The sequence below is a fragment of the Rhodococcus sp. SJ-2 genome, assembly GCF_053750035.1.
In genome coordinates, this window is sequence record NZ_CM132340.1 from 4,662,034 (window position 1) to 4,682,280 (window position 20,247).

The 20,247-nt window shown below is 66.2% G+C and carries 15 protein-coding genes; 7 read left to right on the plus strand and 8 right to left on the minus strand.

Features of this window, described 5'->3' with window-relative positions; translation table 11 throughout:
• The first annotated feature begins 126 nt into the window (after positions 1 to 126).
• Positions 127 to 2,040 (plus strand): 1-deoxy-D-xylulose-5-phosphate synthase, encoded by a 1,914-nt coding sequence (gene dxs, locus ACSYG9_RS21870; RefSeq protein ID WP_440124457.1) that lies wholly within the window; start codon positions 127 to 129, stop codon positions 2,038 to 2,040.
• Positions 2,041 to 2,087: 47 nt separating this feature from the next.
• Here the strand turns inward: dxs and ACSYG9_RS21875 are convergent, their stop codons facing one another.
• The 5 genes from ACSYG9_RS21875 to ACSYG9_RS21895 form a co-directional block, all read right to left on the minus strand.
• Positions 2,088 to 3,494: a sugar porter family MFS transporter gene (locus tag ACSYG9_RS21875; protein ID WP_440127761.1), complete on the minus strand. Its 1,407-nt coding sequence runs from the start codon at positions 3,492 to 3,494 to the stop codon at positions 2,088 to 2,090.
• A gap of 222 nt (positions 3,495 to 3,716) precedes the next feature.
• On the minus strand, positions 3,717 to 5,825 hold the full coding sequence (locus ACSYG9_RS21880) for a 3-hydroxyacyl-CoA dehydrogenase NAD-binding domain-containing protein (RefSeq protein ID WP_454839899.1): 2,109 nt from the start codon (positions 5,823 to 5,825) through the stop codon (positions 3,717 to 3,719).
• A gap of 2 nt (positions 5,826 to 5,827) precedes the next feature.
• The gene (locus ACSYG9_RS21885; protein WP_454839901.1) at positions 5,828 to 7,036 is read right to left on the minus strand and encodes a thiolase family protein; all 1,209 of its coding nucleotides are present in this window, start codon (positions 7,034 to 7,036) and stop codon (positions 5,828 to 5,830) included.
• Positions 7,037 to 7,178: 142 nt separating this feature from the next.
• Entirely contained in the window at positions 7,179 to 8,441 is a 1,263-nt protein-coding gene (locus ACSYG9_RS21890) for an HRDC domain-containing protein (RefSeq protein ID WP_440124460.1), read from the minus strand.
• Positions 8,442 to 8,451: 10 nt separating this feature from the next.
• Positions 8,452 to 9,027 carry a DUF3000 domain-containing protein gene (locus ACSYG9_RS21895; protein ID WP_440124461.1) on the minus strand — a complete coding sequence of 192 codons (576 nt, stop codon included), beginning with the start codon at positions 9,025 to 9,027 and terminating at the stop codon, positions 8,452 to 8,454.
• Between the two features lie 117 nt (positions 9,028 to 9,144).
• Between ACSYG9_RS21895 and hemE the strand changes: the two genes are divergently transcribed.
• The 6 genes from hemE to ACSYG9_RS21925 are packed head-to-tail and all read left to right on the plus strand — an operon-like array spanning position 9,145 to position 16,746.
• Positions 9,145 to 10,242 (plus strand): uroporphyrinogen decarboxylase, encoded by a 1,098-nt coding sequence (gene hemE, locus ACSYG9_RS21900; RefSeq protein WP_454839903.1) that lies wholly within the window; start codon positions 9,145 to 9,147, stop codon positions 10,240 to 10,242.
• Entirely contained in the window at positions 10,239 to 11,597 is a 1,359-nt protein-coding gene (locus ACSYG9_RS21905; RefSeq protein WP_440124463.1) for a protoporphyrinogen oxidase, read from the plus strand. The genes hemE and ACSYG9_RS21905 overlap by 4 nt, the downstream gene beginning before the upstream one ends.
• Positions 11,598 to 11,602: 5 nt before the next feature.
• Positions 11,603 to 12,298 (plus strand): hydrogen peroxide-dependent heme synthase, encoded by a 696-nt coding sequence (gene hemQ / locus ACSYG9_RS21910; RefSeq protein WP_440124464.1) that lies wholly within the window; start codon positions 11,603 to 11,605, stop codon positions 12,296 to 12,298.
• Positions 12,299 to 12,351: 53 nt separating this feature from the next.
• On the plus strand, positions 12,352 to 14,664 hold the full coding sequence (locus tag ACSYG9_RS21915; protein WP_454839906.1) for a molybdopterin-dependent oxidoreductase: 2,313 nt from the start codon (positions 12,352 to 12,354) through the stop codon (positions 14,662 to 14,664).
• A 44-nt stretch (positions 14,665 to 14,708) separates the two neighbouring features.
• Positions 14,709 to 15,980: a serine hydrolase domain-containing protein gene (locus ACSYG9_RS21920; RefSeq protein WP_454839908.1), complete on the plus strand. Its 1,272-nt coding sequence runs from the start codon at positions 14,709 to 14,711 to the stop codon at positions 15,978 to 15,980.
• A gap of 40 nt (positions 15,981 to 16,020) precedes the next feature.
• On the plus strand, positions 16,021 to 16,746 hold the full coding sequence (locus ACSYG9_RS21925; protein ID WP_440124467.1) for an HAD-IA family hydrolase: 726 nt from the start codon (positions 16,021 to 16,023) through the stop codon (positions 16,744 to 16,746).
• Here the strand turns inward: ACSYG9_RS21925 and msrB are convergent.
• From msrB to ACSYG9_RS21940, 3 genes are all read right to left on the minus strand, one after another.
• A complete protein-coding gene (gene msrB / locus ACSYG9_RS21930; RefSeq protein WP_440124468.1) occupies positions 16,709 to 17,137 on the minus strand; it encodes a peptide-methionine (R)-S-oxide reductase MsrB in 429 nt (142 codons plus the stop codon). The two genes, ACSYG9_RS21925 and msrB, sit on opposite strands and share 38 nt — an antisense overlap.
• Positions 17,138 to 17,221: 84 nt before the next feature.
• Complete coding sequence (locus ACSYG9_RS21935; RefSeq protein WP_454839911.1) at positions 17,222 to 18,505, minus strand: glycosyltransferase family 87 protein; 1,284 nt, start codon at positions 18,503 to 18,505, stop codon at positions 17,222 to 17,224.
• Positions 18,506 to 18,566: 61 nt separating this feature from the next.
• A complete protein-coding gene (locus ACSYG9_RS21940) occupies positions 18,567 to 20,126 on the minus strand; it encodes an alpha/beta hydrolase (RefSeq protein WP_454843019.1) in 1,560 nt (519 codons plus the stop codon).
• Between the last annotated feature and the right edge of the window lie 121 nt (positions 20,127 to 20,247).

Consider the following 20,247-nt stretch of genomic DNA (forward strand, 5'->3'; position numbering starts at 1 on the left):
GTCGCCGGACCTGTGCGTCTCGCGGTGTGAGTGATGTGACGGTCCGAACCGTGCAGCCGCTCCGTAGAATGCAGTAACTGCTCGCGCACCGTCGCGGGAATCACGATCCGGAGGGAGCTAGATCAGTTGGGTGTCCTGTCCCGCATCCAGTCACCCGACGATGTGCGTCGCCTCTCGCCCAGCGAGGTCGCGCAACTCGCAGGTGAGATCCGCGGCTTCCTTGTCGAGAAGGTGGCGGCAACCGGGGGGCACCTCGGCCCCAACCTCGGTGTCGTCGAATTGACGCTCGCACTCCATCGCGTGTTCGACTCGCCGCACGATCCGATCCTTTTCGACACCGGCCACCAGGCCTACGTCCACAAGATTCTCACCGGTCGCAAGGACGACTTCGACACACTGCGGCAGCGCGGTGGCCTGTCCGGGTATCCGTGCCGGGCCGAGAGCGAGCACGACTGGATCGAGTCGTCGCATGCCTCGGCCGCGCTGTCCTACGCCGATGGTCTCGCGAAGGCATACCAGCTCAGTGGCCAGGAACGTACGGTCGTCGCAGTGGTCGGAGACGGAGCCCTCACCGGGGGAATGTGCTGGGAAGCGCTCAACAACATCGCCGCAGGCAGCACCCGCTCGCTGGTGATGGTGGTCAACGACAACGGCCGCTCGTACGCGCCGACGATCGGAGGTCTCGCCGAGCACCTGGCTGCGCTTCGTCTGCGGCCCGGTTACGAGCGTGCGCTCGACAACGGTCGCCGCATGGTCAAGAAGATCCCGTGGCTCGGAGCCGCGGCGTACTCCGTGCTGCACGGGATGAAGACCGGGCTCAAAGATGCGGTGAGCCCGCAGGTGCTGTTCACCGACCTCGGAATCAAATACCTCGGACCGGTCGACGGACACGACGAGCCCGCACTCGAAGCGGCCCTGCGCCGCGCTAAGGCATACGGCGGTCCGGTGATCGTGCACGCGGTCACCAGGAAAGGTGCGGGGTACGCGCCTGCCGAGAACCATGAGGCCGACCAGATGCACGCCACCGGTGTGATGGATCCGCGTACGGGGCGCGCAACCTCGTCGTCGAAGCCTGACTGGACGTCCGTGTTCTCGGACGAACTCATCGCCCACGCCGAAGCGCGCGAAGACGTGGTCGCGATCACTGCTGCGATGGCGGGCCCCACCGGGCTTGCGAAGTTCGGCGAACGATTCCCCGAGCGGACATTCGATGTGGGGATCGCCGAGCAGCACGCCGTGACCTCTGCGGCGGGTCTTGCACTCGGCGGTATGCACCCTGTCGTCGCGGTGTATTCGACGTTCCTCAACCGGGCGTTCGACCAGCTCCTCATGGATGTGGCCCTGCTGAAACAACCCGTGACGCTGGTGCTCGATCGAGCCGGAATCACGGGAACGGACGGCGCGAGCCACAACGGCATGTGGGACATGTCACTCCTCGGCATCGTCCCCGGTATCCGCGTGGCAGCGCCGCGCGACGGTTCCACCCTGCGCGAAGAACTCGGTGAGGCCCTTGGGGTCGATGACGGCCCGACTGTGCTCCGGTTCCCGAAGGGCGCTGTCGGAGAGGATATTCCCGCGATCGAGCGCCTCGGCGGCACAGTCGATGTGCTGCGAATGCCCGAGCGTCGAACGGGCGATGTTCTGTTCGTCGCGGTGGGTGTATTCGCATCCTTGGCGCTCGACGCCGCCGACCGGCTTGCTCAGCAGGGCATCACCGCCGCTGTCGTCGACCCGCGGTGGGTGCTGCCGGTTCCCGACGCGGTCACCGATCTGGCGGATGCGTTCCGCCTCGTCGTGACCATCGAGGACGGTGGTATTCACGGCGGTGTCGGCTCGGCGGTGTCATCGGCGTTGCGTAGCAACGACATCGACGTGCCTACGCGCGACATCGCGGTACCCCAGGAGTTTCTCGACCACGGGTCGAGGGGGGAGATCCATCAGCAGCTCGGCTTGACCGCGCAGGATGTCGCGCGGCAGGTCACCGGCTGGGTGGTGGGTCTCGACGGCAGTGACGCCTCGGAGACCATCGCGCAACGCTGAGGCGGCGGATCGGGCAATGCTGAGCCGATGGATAGCGCAACGCGTCGTCAGGTGCGCATGTCCTCGAGCTCCATCCCCTTGGTCTCCGGGATCTTCGACTTGACGAAGAAGAACGACAGCAGCGCGAAGAACGCGAACAGTCCGTAGAGGAACCACAGCCCCACCGATTCCGTGAGCGGCGGGAACGCCAGGGTCACCGTGAAGTTCGCGATCCAGTTGGCAGCGGTGCTCAACCCCAGCGCCAGGGCTCGCATCCGATTGGGGAACATCTCGCCGAGCATCACCCACATGATTGGGCCCCACGTGGCGGCGAAGAAGACCACGAACGCGTTGGCCCCGATGAGTGCCACCGTGCCCCACGGCGCAGGCAACTGCAGATCCTCACCACTACCGGTGGCCTGCGAGAACGCGATGGCGGCGAGCAGCAGGCTCACGAACATGCCGATCGAGCCCACCATCAGCAGGGGACGCCGTCCGATCTTGTCGACGAACAGTATCGCCACGAACGTCATGACGACGTTGATGACTGCGGTGATCACGGACGTCGTGAACGACTGATTCTCGCTGAACCCCACGGATTTCCACAGCGTCGTCGAGTAGTAGAAGATTGCGTTGATGCCGACGAACTGCTGGAAGATCGCCATCGTGATGCCGACCCACACCAGGGACTGCAGGCCGAACACCGGGCCTCGGATGTCGTCCCATGACCGGGCAGTCTCGCGGCGCAGCGTCAGCCGGATCTCGGCGACACGTTCGTCCGGGTGGAGGTCGCCGGTGACGTTGGCGAGAACCTGGGCGGCTTCCTCGTCGAGGTCCTTGCCGACCAAATAGCGTGGGGACTCCGGGATCATCAGAGCGAGCACGCCGTACACGAGGGCGGGGACCACGCCGACGAGGAACATCCATCGCCACGCCTCCAGATTCCACCAAAGCTCGTTGGAGGCGCCGCCCGCGGCGTTCTGCAGGATCGCGTCGGACAACAGCGCGGCAAAGATGCCCAGGGTGATCGCGAGTTGTTGTAGCGAGGCCAGGCTGCCGCGGTAACGCGCCGGAGCGATCTCCGAGATGTAGGTGGGTGCGATGACGGACGCGATGCCGATGCCGAGGCCGCCGAGGACACGCCACAACATCAGGTCCGGCACGCTGAAGGCCAGACCTGAGCCTATCGACGAGATCGTGAACAGGGCCGAGCCGAGCAACATGACCTTCTTGCGACCCCATCGATCTGCGAGTTGGCCGGCGAACCACGCACCCGCGGCACAACCGAGTAGTGCGATGGCGACGGCGAAGCCGGTGAAGAAAGAACCCAACTCGAAATGACCCTGGATGGAGTCGACCGCCCCGTTGATGACCGAACTGTCGAAACCGAAGAGGAAGCCGCCGACTGCAGCAGCGACCGTCACGGCGATGACTTTGGCGGCGTGTCCGGTCGAGGGTTGTGTTGGCTCGGGCATATCCTCTCGCACCTGCTCTCCCGTGGGGGCCGCTCCAGGCGGATCCTGGTCGTGCGCAACGACGACGAGGTCGCTGCCGTGTGCAACGACGACGAGGCCGCCCCCGTGTGCACTGTCGGACGAACTCACGCTAACCCTCGGTACCCCGCTCCGCGGCAAGATCACGAAACGAGGGTGTGTCACCGATCGGTGACACACCCTCGTTTCGTACGTTCGGGGTCCTCAGGAGACGCTCGCGACTCCCGGTGCCAGGAAGCGCTTTCCGTTGACCGCTTCGGAGGCGCCGGTGCGGTCGAGGTATGGCGTGATACCACCGTTCCAGAACGCGAAACCGCCCCCGAGGATCAGGCACAGGTCGATGTCCTCGGGTGCTGCGACCACACCCTCGGCGAGCATGATCCGGATCTCCTCGGCAAATGCGCGCCGGGTCCTGTCGAGCACCTGGTCGGCGGTCGACGGGCTGTCTCCCTGCGGCCACAACGCGGCCACGTCGGGATCGACGACCTGCGTGCCGTCCTCGTACGACCACACGCCGGGTTTCTTCGCCTCGACGAGTGCTTCGAGGCCTGGAGAGGACACGAAGCGGTCCGGGTATGCAGCCTGGAGGGTTTCGCCGGTATGCAGTGCAATGGCGGGGCCGACGAGGGCGAGTAGCGTGAACGGAGACATAGGCATACCCAGCGCGCCGACAGCATTGTCCGCCACGTCGAACGGTGTCCCCTCGTCCACTGCGGTCATGACCTCACCGAGAGTGCGGGTGACGAGACGGTTGAAGACGAATCCGGGCTTGTCACCGCACAACACCGCCGACTTCTTCAGTGACTTCGCGGTGGCGAAGGCCGTCGCGAGGGTGGCGTCGTCGGTCCGGTCGCCCTTGATCACCTCGAGCAGCGGCAGTACCGCGACCGGGTTGAAGAAGTGGAAGCCCACAACTCGCTCCGGATGCTGCAGATCCGCGGCCATCTCGGTGATCGACAGCGACGAAGTGTTCGTCGCGAGGATCGTCTCGGCAGAGATGTGCTGTTCGAGTTCCGCGAACACATTCTTCTTGACGTCCATGTTCTCGAACACGGCCTCGATGATGAAATCGGTCTTCGCGAACGCCGCCTTGTCCAGAGAACCGGACACGAGTGCCTTCAGGCGATTCGCCGCGTCAGGGGAGAGGCGGCCCTTGCCCTGTAATTTGTCGATCTCGGTGTGCACATAGCCCACACCCTTGTCGATTCGCTCCTGATCGATGTCGGTGAGGATCACCGGCACCTTCAGTTGACGCACGAACAACAGCGCGAGCTGACTCGCCATCAGTCCGGCCCCGACGATGCCCACACCGGTGATCTTCCGGGCGAGCGACTTGTCCGGCGCACCCGCAGGACGCTTGGCACGCTTGTTGACGAGATCGAACGAGTACAGGCCCGCGCGCAGCTCATCGGTGAGCAACAGATCGGCGAGTGCTTCGTCCTCGGCAGCGAAACCCTTGTCGAGCGACGCGGAATCTGCAATGTCGGTGCTGCGGGCCAGGTCGAGCAACTCGATCGCGCGGGCCGGGGCGGGAGCGTGCCCGCGGGTCTTGCCGTCGACCAGTGCCTTCGCCCGTGTGATCGCGGCATCCCACCCGGCGCCACGGTCGATCTCGGGGCGGGCGGGTGTGATCTCGCCGTTGAGGACCTTGGCGGCCCACGCCAGCGACTGCTCGAGGAAATCGGCCGAGCCGAACACCTCGTCGGCGTAGCCGAGCTTCTTCGCCTGGGCAGCGCGGATCGTGCGCCCGTTGTTCAGCGGGTTCTCGAGGATGAGCGTGACCGCGTGGTCGGGGCCGACAATATTCGGCAGCAGTTGCGTTCCGCCCCATCCCGGGACGAGACCGAGCATCGTCTCGGGCAGGCCGAGAGCCGGAACGTTGTCCGCAACGGTGCGGTAGTGCGCGTGCAGACCCACTTCGAGCCCACCACCGAGAGCCAGGCCGTTGACGAACGCGAACGTCGGGATCGACGAGTCGCGCAGCTTCCGGAACACGTCGTGGCCGAGCTTGCCGAGCTCCACACCCTGCGCGTGCTCGGTGACTGCGGGGACACCCTTGAGATCGGCGCCGGCGGCGAAGATGAACGGCTTGCCGGTGACGGCGACGGCTGCGGGGTTCGCGGCGAACGCCTCGTCGAGGGCAGCGCCGAACGCGGTCAGCCCCGCGGGTCCGAAGGAATTCGGCTTGGTGTGGTCGAACCCGTTGTCGAGGGTGACCAGCGCGATCTGCCCGTCGAGGCCGGGGACGGACACGAACCTGGTGTAGGCGTTCGTCACGACCTCGTCGGCGAACAGGGACGAAAGATCGGTCATGACTATTTGTCTCCCTCGAAGTTCGGGTTCTCCCAGATCACGGTGCCGCCCATGCCGAGCCCGATGCACATGGTGGTCAGGCCGTAGCGGACCTCGGGGTTCTGGGTGAACTGGTGTGAGAGCTGGGTCATCAGGCGCACACCGGATGATGCGAGCGGGTGCCCGCACGCGATCGCGCCACCCCACTGATTGACGCGGGGATCGTCGTCGGCGATACCGAAGTGCTCGAGGAACGCGAGCACCTGCACGGCGAATGCCTCGTTGATCTCGAACAGACCGATGTCGTCGATGCTCAGTCCGGTACGTGCCAGGACCTTCTCGGTCGCCGGGACGGGGCCGATACCCATGACGGCCGGATCGACGCCCTGGAAGGCGAAACCGACCATGCGCATACCGATCGGCAGGCCGAGCTCGCGCGCGGTGTCCTCGCCCGCCAGGATCGCCGCGGTTGCCCCGTCGTTGAGACCGGCAGCGTTACCGGCAGTGATGCGTCCGGCGGGGCGGAAGGGGGTCTTGAGCTTCGCGAGGTCCTCGATCGTCGTTCCGGGGCGGGGTGGCTCGTCTTCGGTTGCGAGGCCCCATCCTGCGGCGGAACGGGTGGCAACAGGTACGAGGGTGTCGGCGATCCAGCCGGCCTTCTTGGCGGCATCGAACTTGTTCTGGCTGTTCACCGCGTAGGCGTCCGTGCGTGCCTTGGTGATGCTGGGAAACCGGTCGTGCAGGTTCTCGGCGGTGTTGCCCATGACGAGCGCGCTCGGGTCGACGAGCTTGTCGGCGAGGAAGCGCGGGTTGGGGTCGGCGCCTTCGCCCATCGGGTGGCGTCCCATGTGCTCGACGCCGCCGGCGATCGCGACGTCGTACTGCCCGAAGCCGATTCCTGATGCAGTGGTGGTCACGGCGGTCATTGCGCCCGCACACATGCGATCGACGGCGAAGCCGGGCACTGTTTCGGGTAACCCTGCAAGGATCGCGGAGGTGCGCCCGATCGTCAGTCCCTGGTCGCCGGTCTGCGTGGTCGCCGCGACGGCGACCTCGTCGATGCGGGCCGGGTCGAGCTGGGGGTTGCGGCGCATCAGTTCCCGGATGGCTTTGACGACAAGATCGTCGGCACGGGTGTCGGCGTAGATGCCTTTCGGGCCCGCCTTGCCGAACGGGGTACGTATGCCGTCGACGAAGACGACGTTGCGTTGGTTCGAGGTGGTGGAAGCCACGCGTTTTCCTCCCGGTGGAGCGGTGTCCTCGCCGACACGTTCCGCGGCGAGGCGATGTGGGCCGGGCACCGAACGGTGACCTGCCTCGGCACCACCCTACATCTTCGTTACCGGTGAGTAACTTGCAAGGCGCAGAAGTCCCCTACATCTCTCCTGCGAGCACCTTCGCGAGCCGCGGAACCGTCAGCTCGCGCTGCCACGGACGTGCACCGCCTGCGGTGAACCTCGAGTCGATGTAGGCCGCGGTCTCGGTCGGCGCAGTGACTTCCCACTCCCAGCACAGGCGCCGCACGAGTTCGGGGCTCACCAGATTCTCGATCGGGACCGAGACCTCGGCGCTCAACGCCGAGAGCTCGGTACGGGCGGTCGTGAGACGGGCCGCAGCCTCGGGGTGATGGCGCGACCAGCGCCCCGCGGGAGGAGGTCCGTCGAACGGCTGTGTCAGTGGCGGAAGCTCCGAGTCCGGAAGGCCGCGGGCGCGTTCGATCGCCGAAAGCCATGCCCGAGACGATCGACGTTGACGCGGCCCGCCGAAGACAGGCAGCTCGCGTAGGTCGCCGATCGTTCGTGGAACGGCCTGTGCTGCTGCCACGATCGCGGAATCCGGGAGGATCCGACCCGGTGCAATGTCGCGTCGGGCGGCCACTTCGTCTCGCGCCGACCACAATTCCCGAACGATCGCCAGCTGGCGGGCGTTCTTGATCGCGTGAACGCCTGAGGTGCGCCGCCACCGCTCGGGCTTCGGTGCGGGTGGGCCAGCAATCCGAATGTGCTCGAACTCTTGTGCAGCCCACTCCGATTTGCCCTGCCGGTCCAACTCGGCGGCCATCTCGGCACGGAGTTCGACGAGAATCTCGACGTCGAGCGCAGCGTAGTTGAGCCACGAGTCGGGCAACGGACGTTTCGACCAGTCGGCGGCGCCGTGCCCCTTCTTCAGCTCGAGGCCGAGGGTCTGCGCGACGATCGCGGCCAGCCCGACCCGCGGGAACCCCGCGAGCCGGCCGGCAAGTTCGGTGTCATACAGCGCCGCCGGACGCAGGCCGAGCTCTTCCAGTCCGGGTAGGTCCTGATCGGCGGAGTGCAGAACCCACTCGAGTTCGTTGACCACCGCCGCGAGAGGCTCGAGGTCTCCTGCGATCGGAATGGGATCGAGCAGGACAGTGCCCGCGCCCTCGCGGCGCAGCTGGATGAGATAGGCGCGAGCGGAGTATCGATAACCGGAGGCGCGCTCGGCGTCGACAGCGAGCGGTCCGTGACCGCGCGCCAGCAGTGCCGCGGCTTCTTCGGCTCCGGCTGCGGTGGTGACGACGTCGGGGACACCCCCGCGCGGGCTCAACAACGGCTCGGTGGCCGCAGCGGGCGCGTCGTCCGAGGGGATCGGGTCCTGATCGTTTCCTGCCGGCATGGCCGTGACTCTATCGCTGCAAGCGGGCGACCCCGGCCGGTGGCAGTCCCGCCGCATACGCGAGGACCTCGCAGAATGCCTCGACGTGGGGGCTGAGTACCTCGGAGGTCGGCGTCCACGACGCACGCAATTCCAACTGATGTGCGCGAGCCGGTCCCGCGATGTCACCGAAACGCACCGAACTCGTCGAGGTGACGGTTCCTCCGAGCGCGGTGAGAGGTTCGTGATGGGCCTCGAGCGCATCGACGAGCCAGCTCCACGCCACCTCGGGCAGTAGCGGGTCGGCGGCCAGGGTCGCGTCGACATCGGCCTGGATGTACGAGACAAGGCGGGTGGTGCCGTGCCAGGCCTCGTCCCCGTCGGGGTCGTACAACAGAATCAGGCGTCCGAATGCGTCACCCTCCGACTCCTCCGGGACTTCTGTCGCGTCGGGATGGAGCACCTCGGCACCGAGTGCATAGCTGAACGGCGCGAGTCGCTGCGGTGGCCGGATCGGCTCGACCTCGATCTCCGGGCGTACGGTGGCCGCATTCATCGCATCGACAGCAGCGCGAAAACGGGCCGGCTCGGCAGGCGAGGTGGTCACGCCAGCGGACGTTAGTGCCGGTGACCGAGCACACGCGGGAGGCGCGCCGATTCCAGCCCACCCGACACGCGTGGCAGCATGGGCTACGACCCGTGCCTTTCGGAAGAACGAGGATCGATGACCGGCTTGGAGAACACGAACGTCGGCTCTGCTGCGGCCACCCAGCACCCCACTCGGCGGGCTCTCCCGCATGCCCCACTTCTCGCTGCAGCGCGTGGCGAGCAACCGGCGCACCGGCCGGTGTGGTTCATGCGTCAGGCGGGTCGATCGCTGCCGGAGTATCGCGAGATCCGAGCAGGCATCGGCATGCTCGAATCCTGCTTCGACCCCGAGCTCGTGTGCGAGATCACGATGCAGCCCGTGCGGCGACACAAGGTCGACGCCGCAATCCTGTTCTCCGATATCGTTGTGCCCCTCAAAGCAGCAGGTATAGACCTCGACATCGTCGCCGGTACCGGCCCGGTCGTCGCGAATCCCATTCGCACGGCCGCCGATGTCGCAGCACTGCCGAATCTCGAACAGGACCAGGTCGGTGCCGTTGCGCACGCAGTGACTCTGCTGACTCGCGAACTCGGCGACACACCGCTGATCGGATTCGCCGGCGCACCGTTCACGCTCGCGTCGTACCTGGTCGAAGGGGGGCCGAGCCGAAATCACGAGCGCACGAAGGCACTCATGCACGCCGACCCGAAGACCTGGCATGCACTCCTCGGCAAGCTCACCGATGTCGCGATCGTATTTCTGCGTGCGCAACTCGAAGCGGGTGTCGATGCAATCCAGCTCTTCGATTCGTGGGCGGGCGCACTCTCGCTCGTCGACTATCGGGAGTTCGTGATGCCGCACTCGCAGCGGGTCTTCGCCGAGCTCGAATCCTTCGGCGTTCCCCGGACCCACTTCGGCGTGGGAACGGGTGAACTCCTCGGTGCGATGGGCGAGGTCGGCGCGGATGTCGTGGGTGTCGACTGGCGGGTGCCGCTCGATGTCGCGGCGAACCGTGTCGGCGCGGGCAAGGCCCTGCAGGGCAACCTCGACCCGGCGCTGTTGTTCGCCGGGTGGGATGTCGTCGAATCCGAGGTCCGTCGCGTCATCGCGTCGGCCGACCGTGCTCTTGCCTGCGGGGCGACCGGACACATCTTCAACCTCGGGCACGGCGTGCTCCCCGACACCGATCCGGAGATCCTCACCAGGGTGGTCGAGCTGGTGCATTCCCTGTGACCGCACCCGTTGTCGCCGTCGTCGGCGGCGGCATCACCGGTCTCGTCGCGGCGTACCGCCTGCGCGGAACGCTCGGCCCCGACGCGCACATCGTGATTCTCGAACGGTCCGATCGACTCGGCGGCAAGCTGCGCACCGTCTCCCTTGCGGGCGGGCCCGTCGACGTGGGCGCGGAGGCATTCATCGGGCGCCGGCCCGAGGTGCCCGCGCTGCTCGACGAACTCGGCCTCACCGATCAACTCGTCCACCCGTCCGGAGCGCGCCCGCTCATCTATGCGGGAGCAGAACTGCACCCCATGCCCACCGGCACACTGATGGGCATTCCCGCGAACGCGCAGTCGGTCGCCGGACTCGTCGACGACGCCACGCTCACCCGGATCGAGGGGGAGTCCGCAGTGCCTCTGGCCTGGGACCGCACCGGGGATATGTCGGTAGCAGAGCTGGTCGGATCCCGGTTCGGTGAGCAGGTGGTCCGTCGGAGCGTCGACCCGTTGCTCGGCGGCGTCTACTCGGGTCTGTCCGACACCGCGGGCATCCGCGCTACCGTACCGACCCTCGCGCGCGCACTCGACGAGGGCGCAGCGAGCCTGACCGAGGCGGTCGTCCGAGCTCTCCCGGTACCGTCCGGCAAGCCCGTGTTCGGCGCGTTGCGCGGCGGATACGGGATGCTCCTCGACGCACTCGAGCGCGCCGCCGGCGCCGAGGTCCGCTACGACACCGTCGCCGCGAATCTGCGTCGCAGTGGTGGCCGGTGGTCGCTCGAACCGATCGGTGAGGTCGACGGTGTGGTGCTCGCGGTGCCGGCACCGGAGGCGGCGGCGTTGCTCACCGAGCCGGTTCCGGCAGCTTCGGCATATGCCGGCCGGATTCCACTGGCGTCCTCGGTCGTCGTCTCCATGGCATTTCCGTCCGGTGCTGCGCTCCCGCAGAACTCGGGAATTCTCGTTGCCACCGGTGAGGAACTGTCGGCCAAGGCGTTCACCCTGTCGGGTCGCAAGTGGCCCCACCTCGCCGAACGCGACGTCGCCCTCGCCCGCGCATCCTTCGGCCGGTTCGGCGACGACGCCCTGGTCGGCGCATCCGACGAACAGCTGATCACCCTCGCCCGCGCCGACCTCGCCACGGTCACCGGCGTCGCCGACGAACCGGTCGCGGCATTCGTGCAGCGCTGGCACGGCGGACTACCCCAGTACCGCGCCGGACACACCGAGACGGTGGCAGCGTTCGAGCGGGAAATGGACGAGATCGACGGCCTCGCGGTGGCCGGGGCGATGCTGCACGGAGTGGGCGTTCCGGCGTGTGTCGCATCGGGTACAAAGGCCGCAGCACGGCTCGCGGCGCGAGTGGCAGGATGAGGGGTATGGCACGTCTCGATTTCGAAAAGCTCAATTCCACGCTTCGCTACGCGATGTGGTCGGTGTTCCAGGTCAGACCGGGCGCACTCGGTGAAGATCGCACAGAGGCCGTAGAGGACTTCCAGAAGTTCCTCGCCTCGTTCGAGGGCACCGACGTGATCGTGCGCGGGATCTACGACATTGCAGGGATGCGCGCCGACGCCGACTTCATGATCTGGACCCACGCCGAGCACATCGAGGATCTGCAGAAGTTCTACGCGGAGTTCCGCCGCACCACGATCCTCGGGCGTGCGAGTACCGCGGTGTGGTCGAATACCGCACTGCACCGGCCGGCGGAGTTCAACAAGAGCCACCTCCCGGCGTTCGTCGCCGGTGAGGAGCCGGGTGATTACATCTGTGTGTACCCGTTCGTGCGGTCGCTCGACTGGTACCTGCTTCCGGATGCCGATCGTCGCAAGATGCTCGCCGACCACGGCAAGGAAGCGCGTCCGTACCCGGATGTGCGTGCCAACACGGTCCCGGCATTTGCGCTGGGCGACTACGAATGGATTCTCGCGTTCGAGGCACCTGCCCTCGATCGGATCGTCGACCTGATGCGCGATCTGCGTGCCACCGAGGCGCGGCGGCACGTCCGGGAGGAGACGCCGTTCTTCTCGGGGCCGCGTGTGGCGCCCGAGTCTCTGATCGCTTCGCTTCCCTGATCATGTCCGACGGGGCGCGGTACTCGCACATGGCGCACGCGAGGTACTCGCACATGGCGCACGCGAGGTACTCGCACATGGCGCACTGGGGGATGTATTCGGCGGAGGTGCGCGATGGCGAGGTCGTCGCCGCGCACCCGTTCCCCGGCGACCGCGACCCGTCACCGATCCTCGCGAACGTGCCGGGCTCGGTGCGGCACCGCGCCCGCATCGCCGGGCCCGCTGTGCGTCGCGGGTGGCTCGAGCACGGTCCCGGGCCCAGCAGCAGCCGCGGCAGCGACGAGTTCGTCGCCGTGTCGTGGGAGGAACTGACCGAACTGCTCGCCCGTGAATTGCGACGCGTCGCGGACCGATACGGGAACCGTGCGATCTTCGGTGGTTCGTACGGATGGTCGGCGCCCGGACGATTCCACCATGCGCAGAGCCAGGTTCACCGTTTTCTCAAGATGTTCGGCGGTTACACGCGGTCGGTGCACAGTTATTCGCTCGGCGCGACCGGTGTGGTCATGCCGCACGTCGTCGGCACCCACTGGAAGCTGTTCGCGCGTTCGACCCACTGGGATCTCATCGCCGGGCGCACGGAACTTTTCGTGTGTTTCGGCGGTGTCCCCGTCAAGAACACGTCGATCAATGACGGCGGGAACAGCGACCACCCGACCCGCGACGCGCTCGACCGGATGAGGGCTCGCGGCGGCCGGATCGTGTCGATCAGTCCGCTGCGCGACGACACGCACGGCGAGTGCGAGTGGCTCGCGCCGAGGCCGGGAAGCGATGTCGCGGTGATGCTGGCGCTGGCCTATGTCCTGGCCACCGAGGGGCTCGCCGACCGCCGATTCCTCGATCGGTATTGCACCGGCTACGACAAGTTCGAGGACTATTTGCTCGGCCGGACGGACGGGATCCGGAAATCGCCGCAGTGGGCGGCGGAGGTGTCGGGACTGTCCGCGGATACGTTGACCGAACTCGCGCGCCGAATGGCGTCCTCACGGACGTTGGTGACCGTGTCGTGGTCGCTTCAACGTGTGCGGTTCGGGGAGCAGGCGCCGTGGGCCGGAATCACGCTGGCTGCCATGCTCGGACAGATCGGTCTGCCGGGCGGAGGCTTCGGCCACGGGTACGGGTCGATGAACGAGCCCGGCACCGCGCCGGTGCCGTATCCACTGCCCACCCTGTTCCAGGGAAACAACGAGGTGGACGACTTCATACCGGTGGCCGCGATCTCGGATCTGTTGCTGCGGCCGGGGGAGAAGTTCGACTACGACGGCAACCGATACACGTTTCCCGATATCCGGCTTGTCTACTGGGCGGGCGGGAATCCGTTCCATCACCATCAGGACATCGGCCGGCTCCGTCGTGCACTCGGCCGCCCCGACACGATCGTGGTCCACGATCCGTACTGGACCCCGATGGCCAAGCACGCCGACATCGTGGTGCCGTCCACCACGACCCTCGAACGCAACGACCTGACCTGTACGCGCAGCGACCCGCTACTCGTTGCGATGCACGCGGCTGTACCCCGATTCGAGGACGCCCGCGATGACTACGACACGTTCTCGGCGCTCGCGTACCGACTGGGTTTCGGCGACCGGTTCACCGAGAAGCGCAGCGCACAGGAGTGGCTCGAATATCTCTACGAGCAGTGGCGCGGATTCGTTCTCGCAGATCCGGCCAGGGTCGAGGACCCACCCGAGTTCGACGAGTTCTGGCGTCACGGTCACGTGCGGATGCGCACCGAGGACGATCTGACGTTGTTCGAAGAGTTTCGCGACGACCCGCAACGCGACCCGCTGCGGACCCCGAGCGGCCGCATCGAGATCTTCTCTGCGGACATCGACGGATTCGGCTACGAGGACTGCGCAGGCCATCCGAAGTGGTACGAGCCCGAGGAGTGGCTCGGCGGCGCACGCGCTGAGCAGTTCCCACTGCATCTCATCGCGAATCAGCCGAGTACCCGGCTCCATGGTCAGCTCGATCACGGTGCATTCAGTCAGGCGTCGAAGATTCGGGGCCGCGAGCCGATCCGGATGCACCCGGGCGATGCCGAGGCACGCAACCTCTCGGAAGGTGATGTGGTTCGGGTGTTCAACGACCGTGGCGCCTGTCTTGCCGGGGTGGTGCTCGACGACGGGGTGCTGCGCGGTGTCGTTCAGCTCTCGACCGGAGCGTGGTACGACCCTTACGACCCGGAAGACCCCGAGTCGATGTGCGTGCACGGAAACCCGAACGTGCTCACGGCCGATGTGGGTACGTCGCGTCTGTCTCACGGCTGCACGGGGCAGCATGTGCTCGTCGAGATCGAGCTCTTCGTGGGGGAGTTGCCACCGATCCGCGCGTACGACCCACCGACGATCCTGCGTCATCTGTGAGTTTCATCACTTTCATCGGTGGTGTGGCAGTATTCTGAGTGCTCATGAAGCGTCGTGCAGTCAACGATCGTCGTCTGCGGGCTGCCGGTGCCGCGGTGGCATTGATCCTCTTCGCCGGCGCATGTACGGATTCGGGAGAGGACGCATCCTCGCCCACGTCCCCTTCGGGCGCGGCGTCGGAGACGTCGGGCTCCGAGACGTCCGCGGCCGGGGCCCCGACTCCGGTGGATCAAGCCGAACTACAGTCGGCTCTCGAATCCGGAGCGCAGGAGTTTCTGCTACCCGGCGCGGTCGCGCTGCTTCGGACGCCCTCCGGAACCATCACCGCGACCTACGGGACCACCGAGCACGACGGGGGCGAACCGGTCTCCCTCGACGACCATATCCGCGTCGGCTCGAACACGAAGACCTGGACGGCCACGGTCATCCTGCAGATGGTGGCCGAAGGCGCACTGTCCTTGTCCGATCCGGTATCGAAGCATCGTCCCGACGTTCCCAACGGCGAGAACATCACGATCGAGCAGCTGTTGAACATGCGCTCCGGGCTGTACAACTACAGCGAGACACCGGAACTCAACGAGGCGCTCGACAATGATCCGGGGCGGGTGTGGCAACCTGACGAGTTGCTCGCTCTCGGGTTTGCGAACCCACCGTATTTCCCGCCAGGGGAGGGCTATCACTACTCGAACACCAACTATGTGCTGCTCGGTCTGATCGCGGTCCAACTCGACGGCAAGCCGTTGCCGGATATCTTCGACGAGCGGATATTCAGGCCGGCCAGGATGTCCGACTCCTCGTTCCCGGACCCGACCGAGGTGGAGCTACCGACGCCCTATTCCCACGGCTACTTCTTCGGCACGAACATGCTCACTCTCACCGACCCGGCCCTGCCGGAGGCGATGCAGACCGAAGCCGAGAACGGAACGCTTGCCCCTACTGATGTCACCAACACCAATCCGTCCTGGGCCTGGTCGGCAGGGGCAGGCATCGCAACCGCCGAAGACCTGGCCACATGGGTCGAGGCACTCACGAACGGTTCGGTGCTCGACGCGGAGCTACAGCAGCAGCGAATGGACAGCATCGTCCCGACCGATCCGTCCATGCCGGACGCGGCGGGTTACGGCTGGGGTATCGCCAAGATGGGCCCGATGTACGGGCACACGGGAGAGCTTCCGGGATACAACTCGTTCATGGGGTCCGATCCGGAGAACGGGATCACGCTGATCGTGTGGGCGAACTTGGCGCCCGGTGCCGACGGCCGTGATCCGGCCACCACGATCGCCAAGGGTCTGATCGACGGAATGTACGGTCTCTGAGATCCGCCCGGCATCGACAGGAACGGCTAGCCTTCGAAGTATGGGCACGAATCCCTTCGACGCGGTCTTGTTCGACTTCTCCGGCACGCTTTTCAGGCTCGAGGAGGACGACAGTTGGATGGAGCAGATCACCGATAGCGGCGGTGCGCCGTTCGATGTGCACCGGCAGGCAGAATTGATGCGCCGCCTCACTGCACCGACCGGGCAACCGGTGGAGATGGATGCCGAAGAGCACCATGCCTGGACCAATCGTGATCGCGACCCGGCGTGGCATCGGGAGGCCTATCTCACGGTGCTGAGAAGATCCGGTGTCGCCGATCCGCAGCAGGCACGGGATCTGTATGCCAAAGTGACGGACCCCGCGTGCTGGACGGTTTATCCCGACACGGTCCCGGTGATAGAGGCACTCTCGGGTGACGGCTATCGCATCGGCGTGCTCAGCAACATTGCCTTCGATATCCGGCCGGCGTTCGCGGCGCTCGGAATCGACGACCTCGTCTCGGTGTTCACACTCTCGTTCGAGGTCGGGGCGGTGAAGCCGGAACCGGAGATCTTCCGGCACGCTGTCGAGACACTGGACGTAGATCCTGCCCGTACCCTCATGATCGGCGACAGCGAGAAGGCCGACGGTGCCGCACGAGAGATCGGCTGTTCGTTCCGGCTCGTGGAGCCTCTTCCCACCGCGGACCGGCCCGATGCGCTGTGGCGAGCACTGTCGGCAGCAGGCATCAGTCCTTCGGAACCAGGCGCAGGGAGATCGAGTTGATGCAGTACCGCTGATCAGTGGGAGTCGGATAGCCCTCGCCCTCGAATACATGGCCCATGTGGCTATGACACGACGCGCACAGTACCTCGACCCGCCGCATTCCGAGGCTGTCGTCGGTCCGGAGGATCACGGCGTCGGACTCCGCCGGATCGAAGAACGACGGCCAGCCGCAGTGCGAGTGGAACTTCTCCGAGCTACGGAACAATTCCGCACCGCACGCGCGGCACTCGTAGACGCCCACGGTATCGGTATCGGTGTATTCGCCGGTGAATGGGCGTTCGGTACCCGCCCGGCGAAGCACGGCGTATTCCTCGGGCGTCAGCTTGGCGCGCCACTCGTCGTCGCTATGGGTGACCTTGGGTGCGGGTTCCGATCGGGGAGGGGTAGTCATGACATCCACGCTAGCGGTGTGCGAGTGACTGTGCCACGAGGTGCGTCCGGTCGGGTACGGGCGGCTGGGCGGCCGGCAGCCGGATCACGGTGTTGCGACCTCTGGTTCAGGTTCCTGATCCGGCTTCGACCGTGCGGTGGCACTCGACCGGGTAGATCGCAACAAGTGTGACGGCTCGATACCGCCATCGAGACGGCCCTCGCGGCGGGCGGCCAGATAGCGATCGAGGAGCACGGCGAAAATGACGATCAGGAGCAGGGACCAGCCGAAGGTCGTCTTCATGTACTCCGCTGCACGACCGGCCTCGACCCAGCGACCGGACAACCACGAGTCGTAGCTGAGGAACCCGTAGACGGCGAGCCACGCGGGCCAGTTCCGCATCACCGAGTTCGGCAGCAGCACAGTCATCAGTAGCGGGAACAGCATCATGGAGTAGTACATCTGGCCGAGCGAGGTGAGCAGGAACGATGCGCCGAGAAGCACGCCGGCGCTGGTACAGACGAAGAACAGTTCGTCGTCGCGGCAGTAGCGGTACAGCAACCACATCGAGGCCACGACCATCAGACCCAGCACGGCCCGCAGGCCTACGACCAGCCAGCCGGGCAGACCGTAGTACATCCCGTTGCCCACGATCGCGCTGTTGAAGTAGTCCCGCGATTCGAGAAGGTACGGGACGGTGTGCTCGACGAACTGCCACGCATCGACCGACAACGGCCACGCAATGGCCGTCAGTGCAATGGGAACAGCAGCAGCGGTGACGAACACCTTCCACTGACCCCGCACCAGCGGCAACAGCAGCAGGGGCGCCAGAATAGGTTTCACGGCGAACGTGAGACCGAGTGCCGCGCCTGCCCACAGGTCACGACGTTTGAGCAGCAGCGCCAGGAAGGCCACCTCGCCGAGCAAGACGAGACCGTTGATATTGGTGAAGACGAGGGTGTTCGTGACCGTTTCGGATGAGAACGCGGCCAGCACGAGAATCGGCGCGACCGGAGAATCGAGACGCAATCCGAACATCCGCAACAACAGGTAGAGCGCGATCAGGATCGCGACGGCGTTTGCAAGGATGAACAACCAGCGCGAGCGTTCCGGGTCGATCACGGCGATCGGTGAAATCAGCAGCGTCCCCGACGGCGGGTACAGATAGTGCGGGTCGACCCAGTCGAAGTTGGCGGTGTACACCGGGCGGCGATTGAGGAAGGCCAGTGCAGCCTCGTACACGGGCTTGAAATCATCGGTTCGGAAACCGTTGACGGCTTTGATGACGACCCGATGCAGCACCGTCAGTACGGCCAGTGGCCATACGACGCACTTGACCACTTCCGCTGTAGTGCGGGCGGTGCGAGGCTCGAGACTGCTGAGGAACACTACGGCACGGTACACCGCAACCGCACCGAACGGCGCATCCAGGCACTCCGAGCAGCTGCGATCAGGCCGGGCAGAGGCTCCCGTTCGGTGGAAGCTCTCCGTTTGCCAGATACGCTTCGGCGCGACTTTGCGCGCAAGCCGAATGGAGCGTTGCGGAATACCCGGCCCCCTGCCACGCGAGTGCCGTCCATCGGATGCCGCTCGCGGTCAATGCACCGGTCACCGAATCCAAGCCTGCATTTCCGACGATCGGGTCGGCTGCCGCACTGGTGACGAGTACCGGTACGTCGAGTGCTGCTGGGAGGGACGGCGCCGCCATGCTCGGCCACGCCGCGCACGAGGTCGCCGCGACGGCGGCATCACCACCGAACAACGGATACGTCGTGGACCACGACGTCTGAAGTTCGGCGGCGCGCATCGCCGTCGGCCATCGCTGCCCGTCGCTGCACTGTGACACCCATTGGCCGTCGGTCGTCAGCATCGCTTCTGCCGTCCCTACGGATTCGAGCAGTGGCATCACGTCGCCGTCCCTGGCGGCGGCAAGGATGTCGGACAGCTCGCGGATACGGGACTGCAGGTCGGCACGTGGGGTGCCCAGGAAAGCGGAGATCGCCGTGAGCAGGGCATTCGACGACACTGGTGCGAGCAGGCCGTCCGCGGCGCGACCGTGGAGATCCTCGATCGCTCCGCGCGGGTCCGGCCCCAACGAACACTCCAGTGCGGCGCAGCGGCGGGAGAACTCGTCGACGGCGGCTTCTGCGCCGCGCGCAGCGGATTCGGCGAGCAGTTCGGCGTCTGCGGTCGCCGCCGCAGGCGAGTCGAGGATCAGCCGCCCGACGCCACCTGGATAGGCCGCTGCGAACGCGAGCGCAACCGTTGCGCCATTACCGATTCCGAGCAGCCCCAACCGATCGACATCCCAGGCGCGGCGCAGCTGCTCGATATCGCTCGCAGCGTGGGACGCGCCGAACATCAGTTGCTGCGGTTGCAGGTAGTCGGTGCACGAGATAGTGGCTTGCCGACCGAGTTCGGCGACGCGATCGGACGCCTCACCGCTGCGACCGAACTGCCCGAGGTCGGCAAGGGCACGGCGATCGGCGCCGAAGATGCAGTCGATTTCCTGGGACATCCCGAGCCCGCGACGGTCGACGGCGACCAGGGGACGCGCGGTCAGGATCGTCGACATCGGGCCCGTAGCGAGTGCGGCGAGCGCGCGGCTCGACGGGAGATCGGACCCGGTGGTCACAACCAGTGGTGCGACGTCGCCGGGAGTCTCGGAAGTCCGTGCCCGGAGCACTCCGAGGGGGAACGTTCCAGGTACCGTCCCTGTCACGTCGATCGGTGCAGGAACCTGGGCGCACTCGAGAACGAGCCCGGCCGGGCCCGGCGGCAGCGCGAAACCACCGATCGTCTCGGCGGTGCAGTCGCGCCACGCGAGGTCGTTCTGCGGTACCGGGAGTTCGGTCGTACCCGGGTCGCGTTGTTCAGGTTCGGCCGGTTGCTCGCCTCCTACGTCCTGGACGACAGCCACATCGGGACGGATCGAGGGACCCGCTCCGCACGCGGCCACCACCGACGCAACTGCGAGCCAACACACAGCGAGCACCCCGGTTCTGCGCATGCGGACAGCCTGCCAGGTGCGCGCAGTGACGGTGCGCACCGGTGCACTCGGACGCCTAGGCCACATACCCTTCATCTGCTCCGGTTCGGTGAACTCACCGTGAACGGTCTGTGAAGTAGGT

What these genes read in the sequence shown, in the direction of transcription:
- ACSYG9_RS21875 (WP_440127761.1), bottom strand. Translation starts at nt 3,494, where the DNA reads ATGCCCGAGCCAACACAACCCTCGACCGGACACGCCGCCAAAGTCATC.
- ACSYG9_RS21880 (WP_454839899.1), bottom strand. Translation starts at nt 5,825, where the DNA reads ATGACCGATCTTTCGTCCCTGTTCGCCGACGAGGTCGTGACGAACGCC.
- ACSYG9_RS21890 (WP_440124460.1), bottom strand. Translation starts at nt 8,441, where the DNA reads ATGCCGGCAGGAAACGATCAGGACCCGATCCCCTCGGACGACGCGCCC.
- hemE (WP_454839903.1), top strand. Translation starts at nt 9,145, where the DNA reads ATGACCGGCTTGGAGAACACGAACGTCGGCTCTGCTGCGGCCACCCAG.
- hemQ (WP_440124464.1), top strand. Translation starts at nt 11,603, where the DNA reads ATGGCACGTCTCGATTTCGAAAAGCTCAATTCCACGCTTCGCTACGCG.
- ACSYG9_RS21915 (WP_454839906.1), top strand. Translation starts at nt 12,352, where the DNA reads ATGGCGCACGCGAGGTACTCGCACATGGCGCACTGGGGGATGTATTCG.
- ACSYG9_RS21920 (WP_454839908.1), top strand. Translation starts at nt 14,709, where the DNA reads ATGAAGCGTCGTGCAGTCAACGATCGTCGTCTGCGGGCTGCCGGTGCC.
- ACSYG9_RS21925 (WP_440124467.1), top strand. Translation starts at nt 16,021, where the DNA reads ATGGGCACGAATCCCTTCGACGCGGTCTTGTTCGACTTCTCCGGCACG.
- msrB (WP_440124468.1), bottom strand. Translation starts at nt 17,137, where the DNA reads ATGACTACCCCTCCCCGATCGGAACCCGCACCCAAGGTCACCCATAGC.
- ACSYG9_RS21940 (WP_454843019.1), bottom strand. Translation starts at nt 20,126, where the DNA reads ATGCGCAGAACCGGGGTGCTCGCTGTGTGTTGGCTCGCAGTTGCGTCG.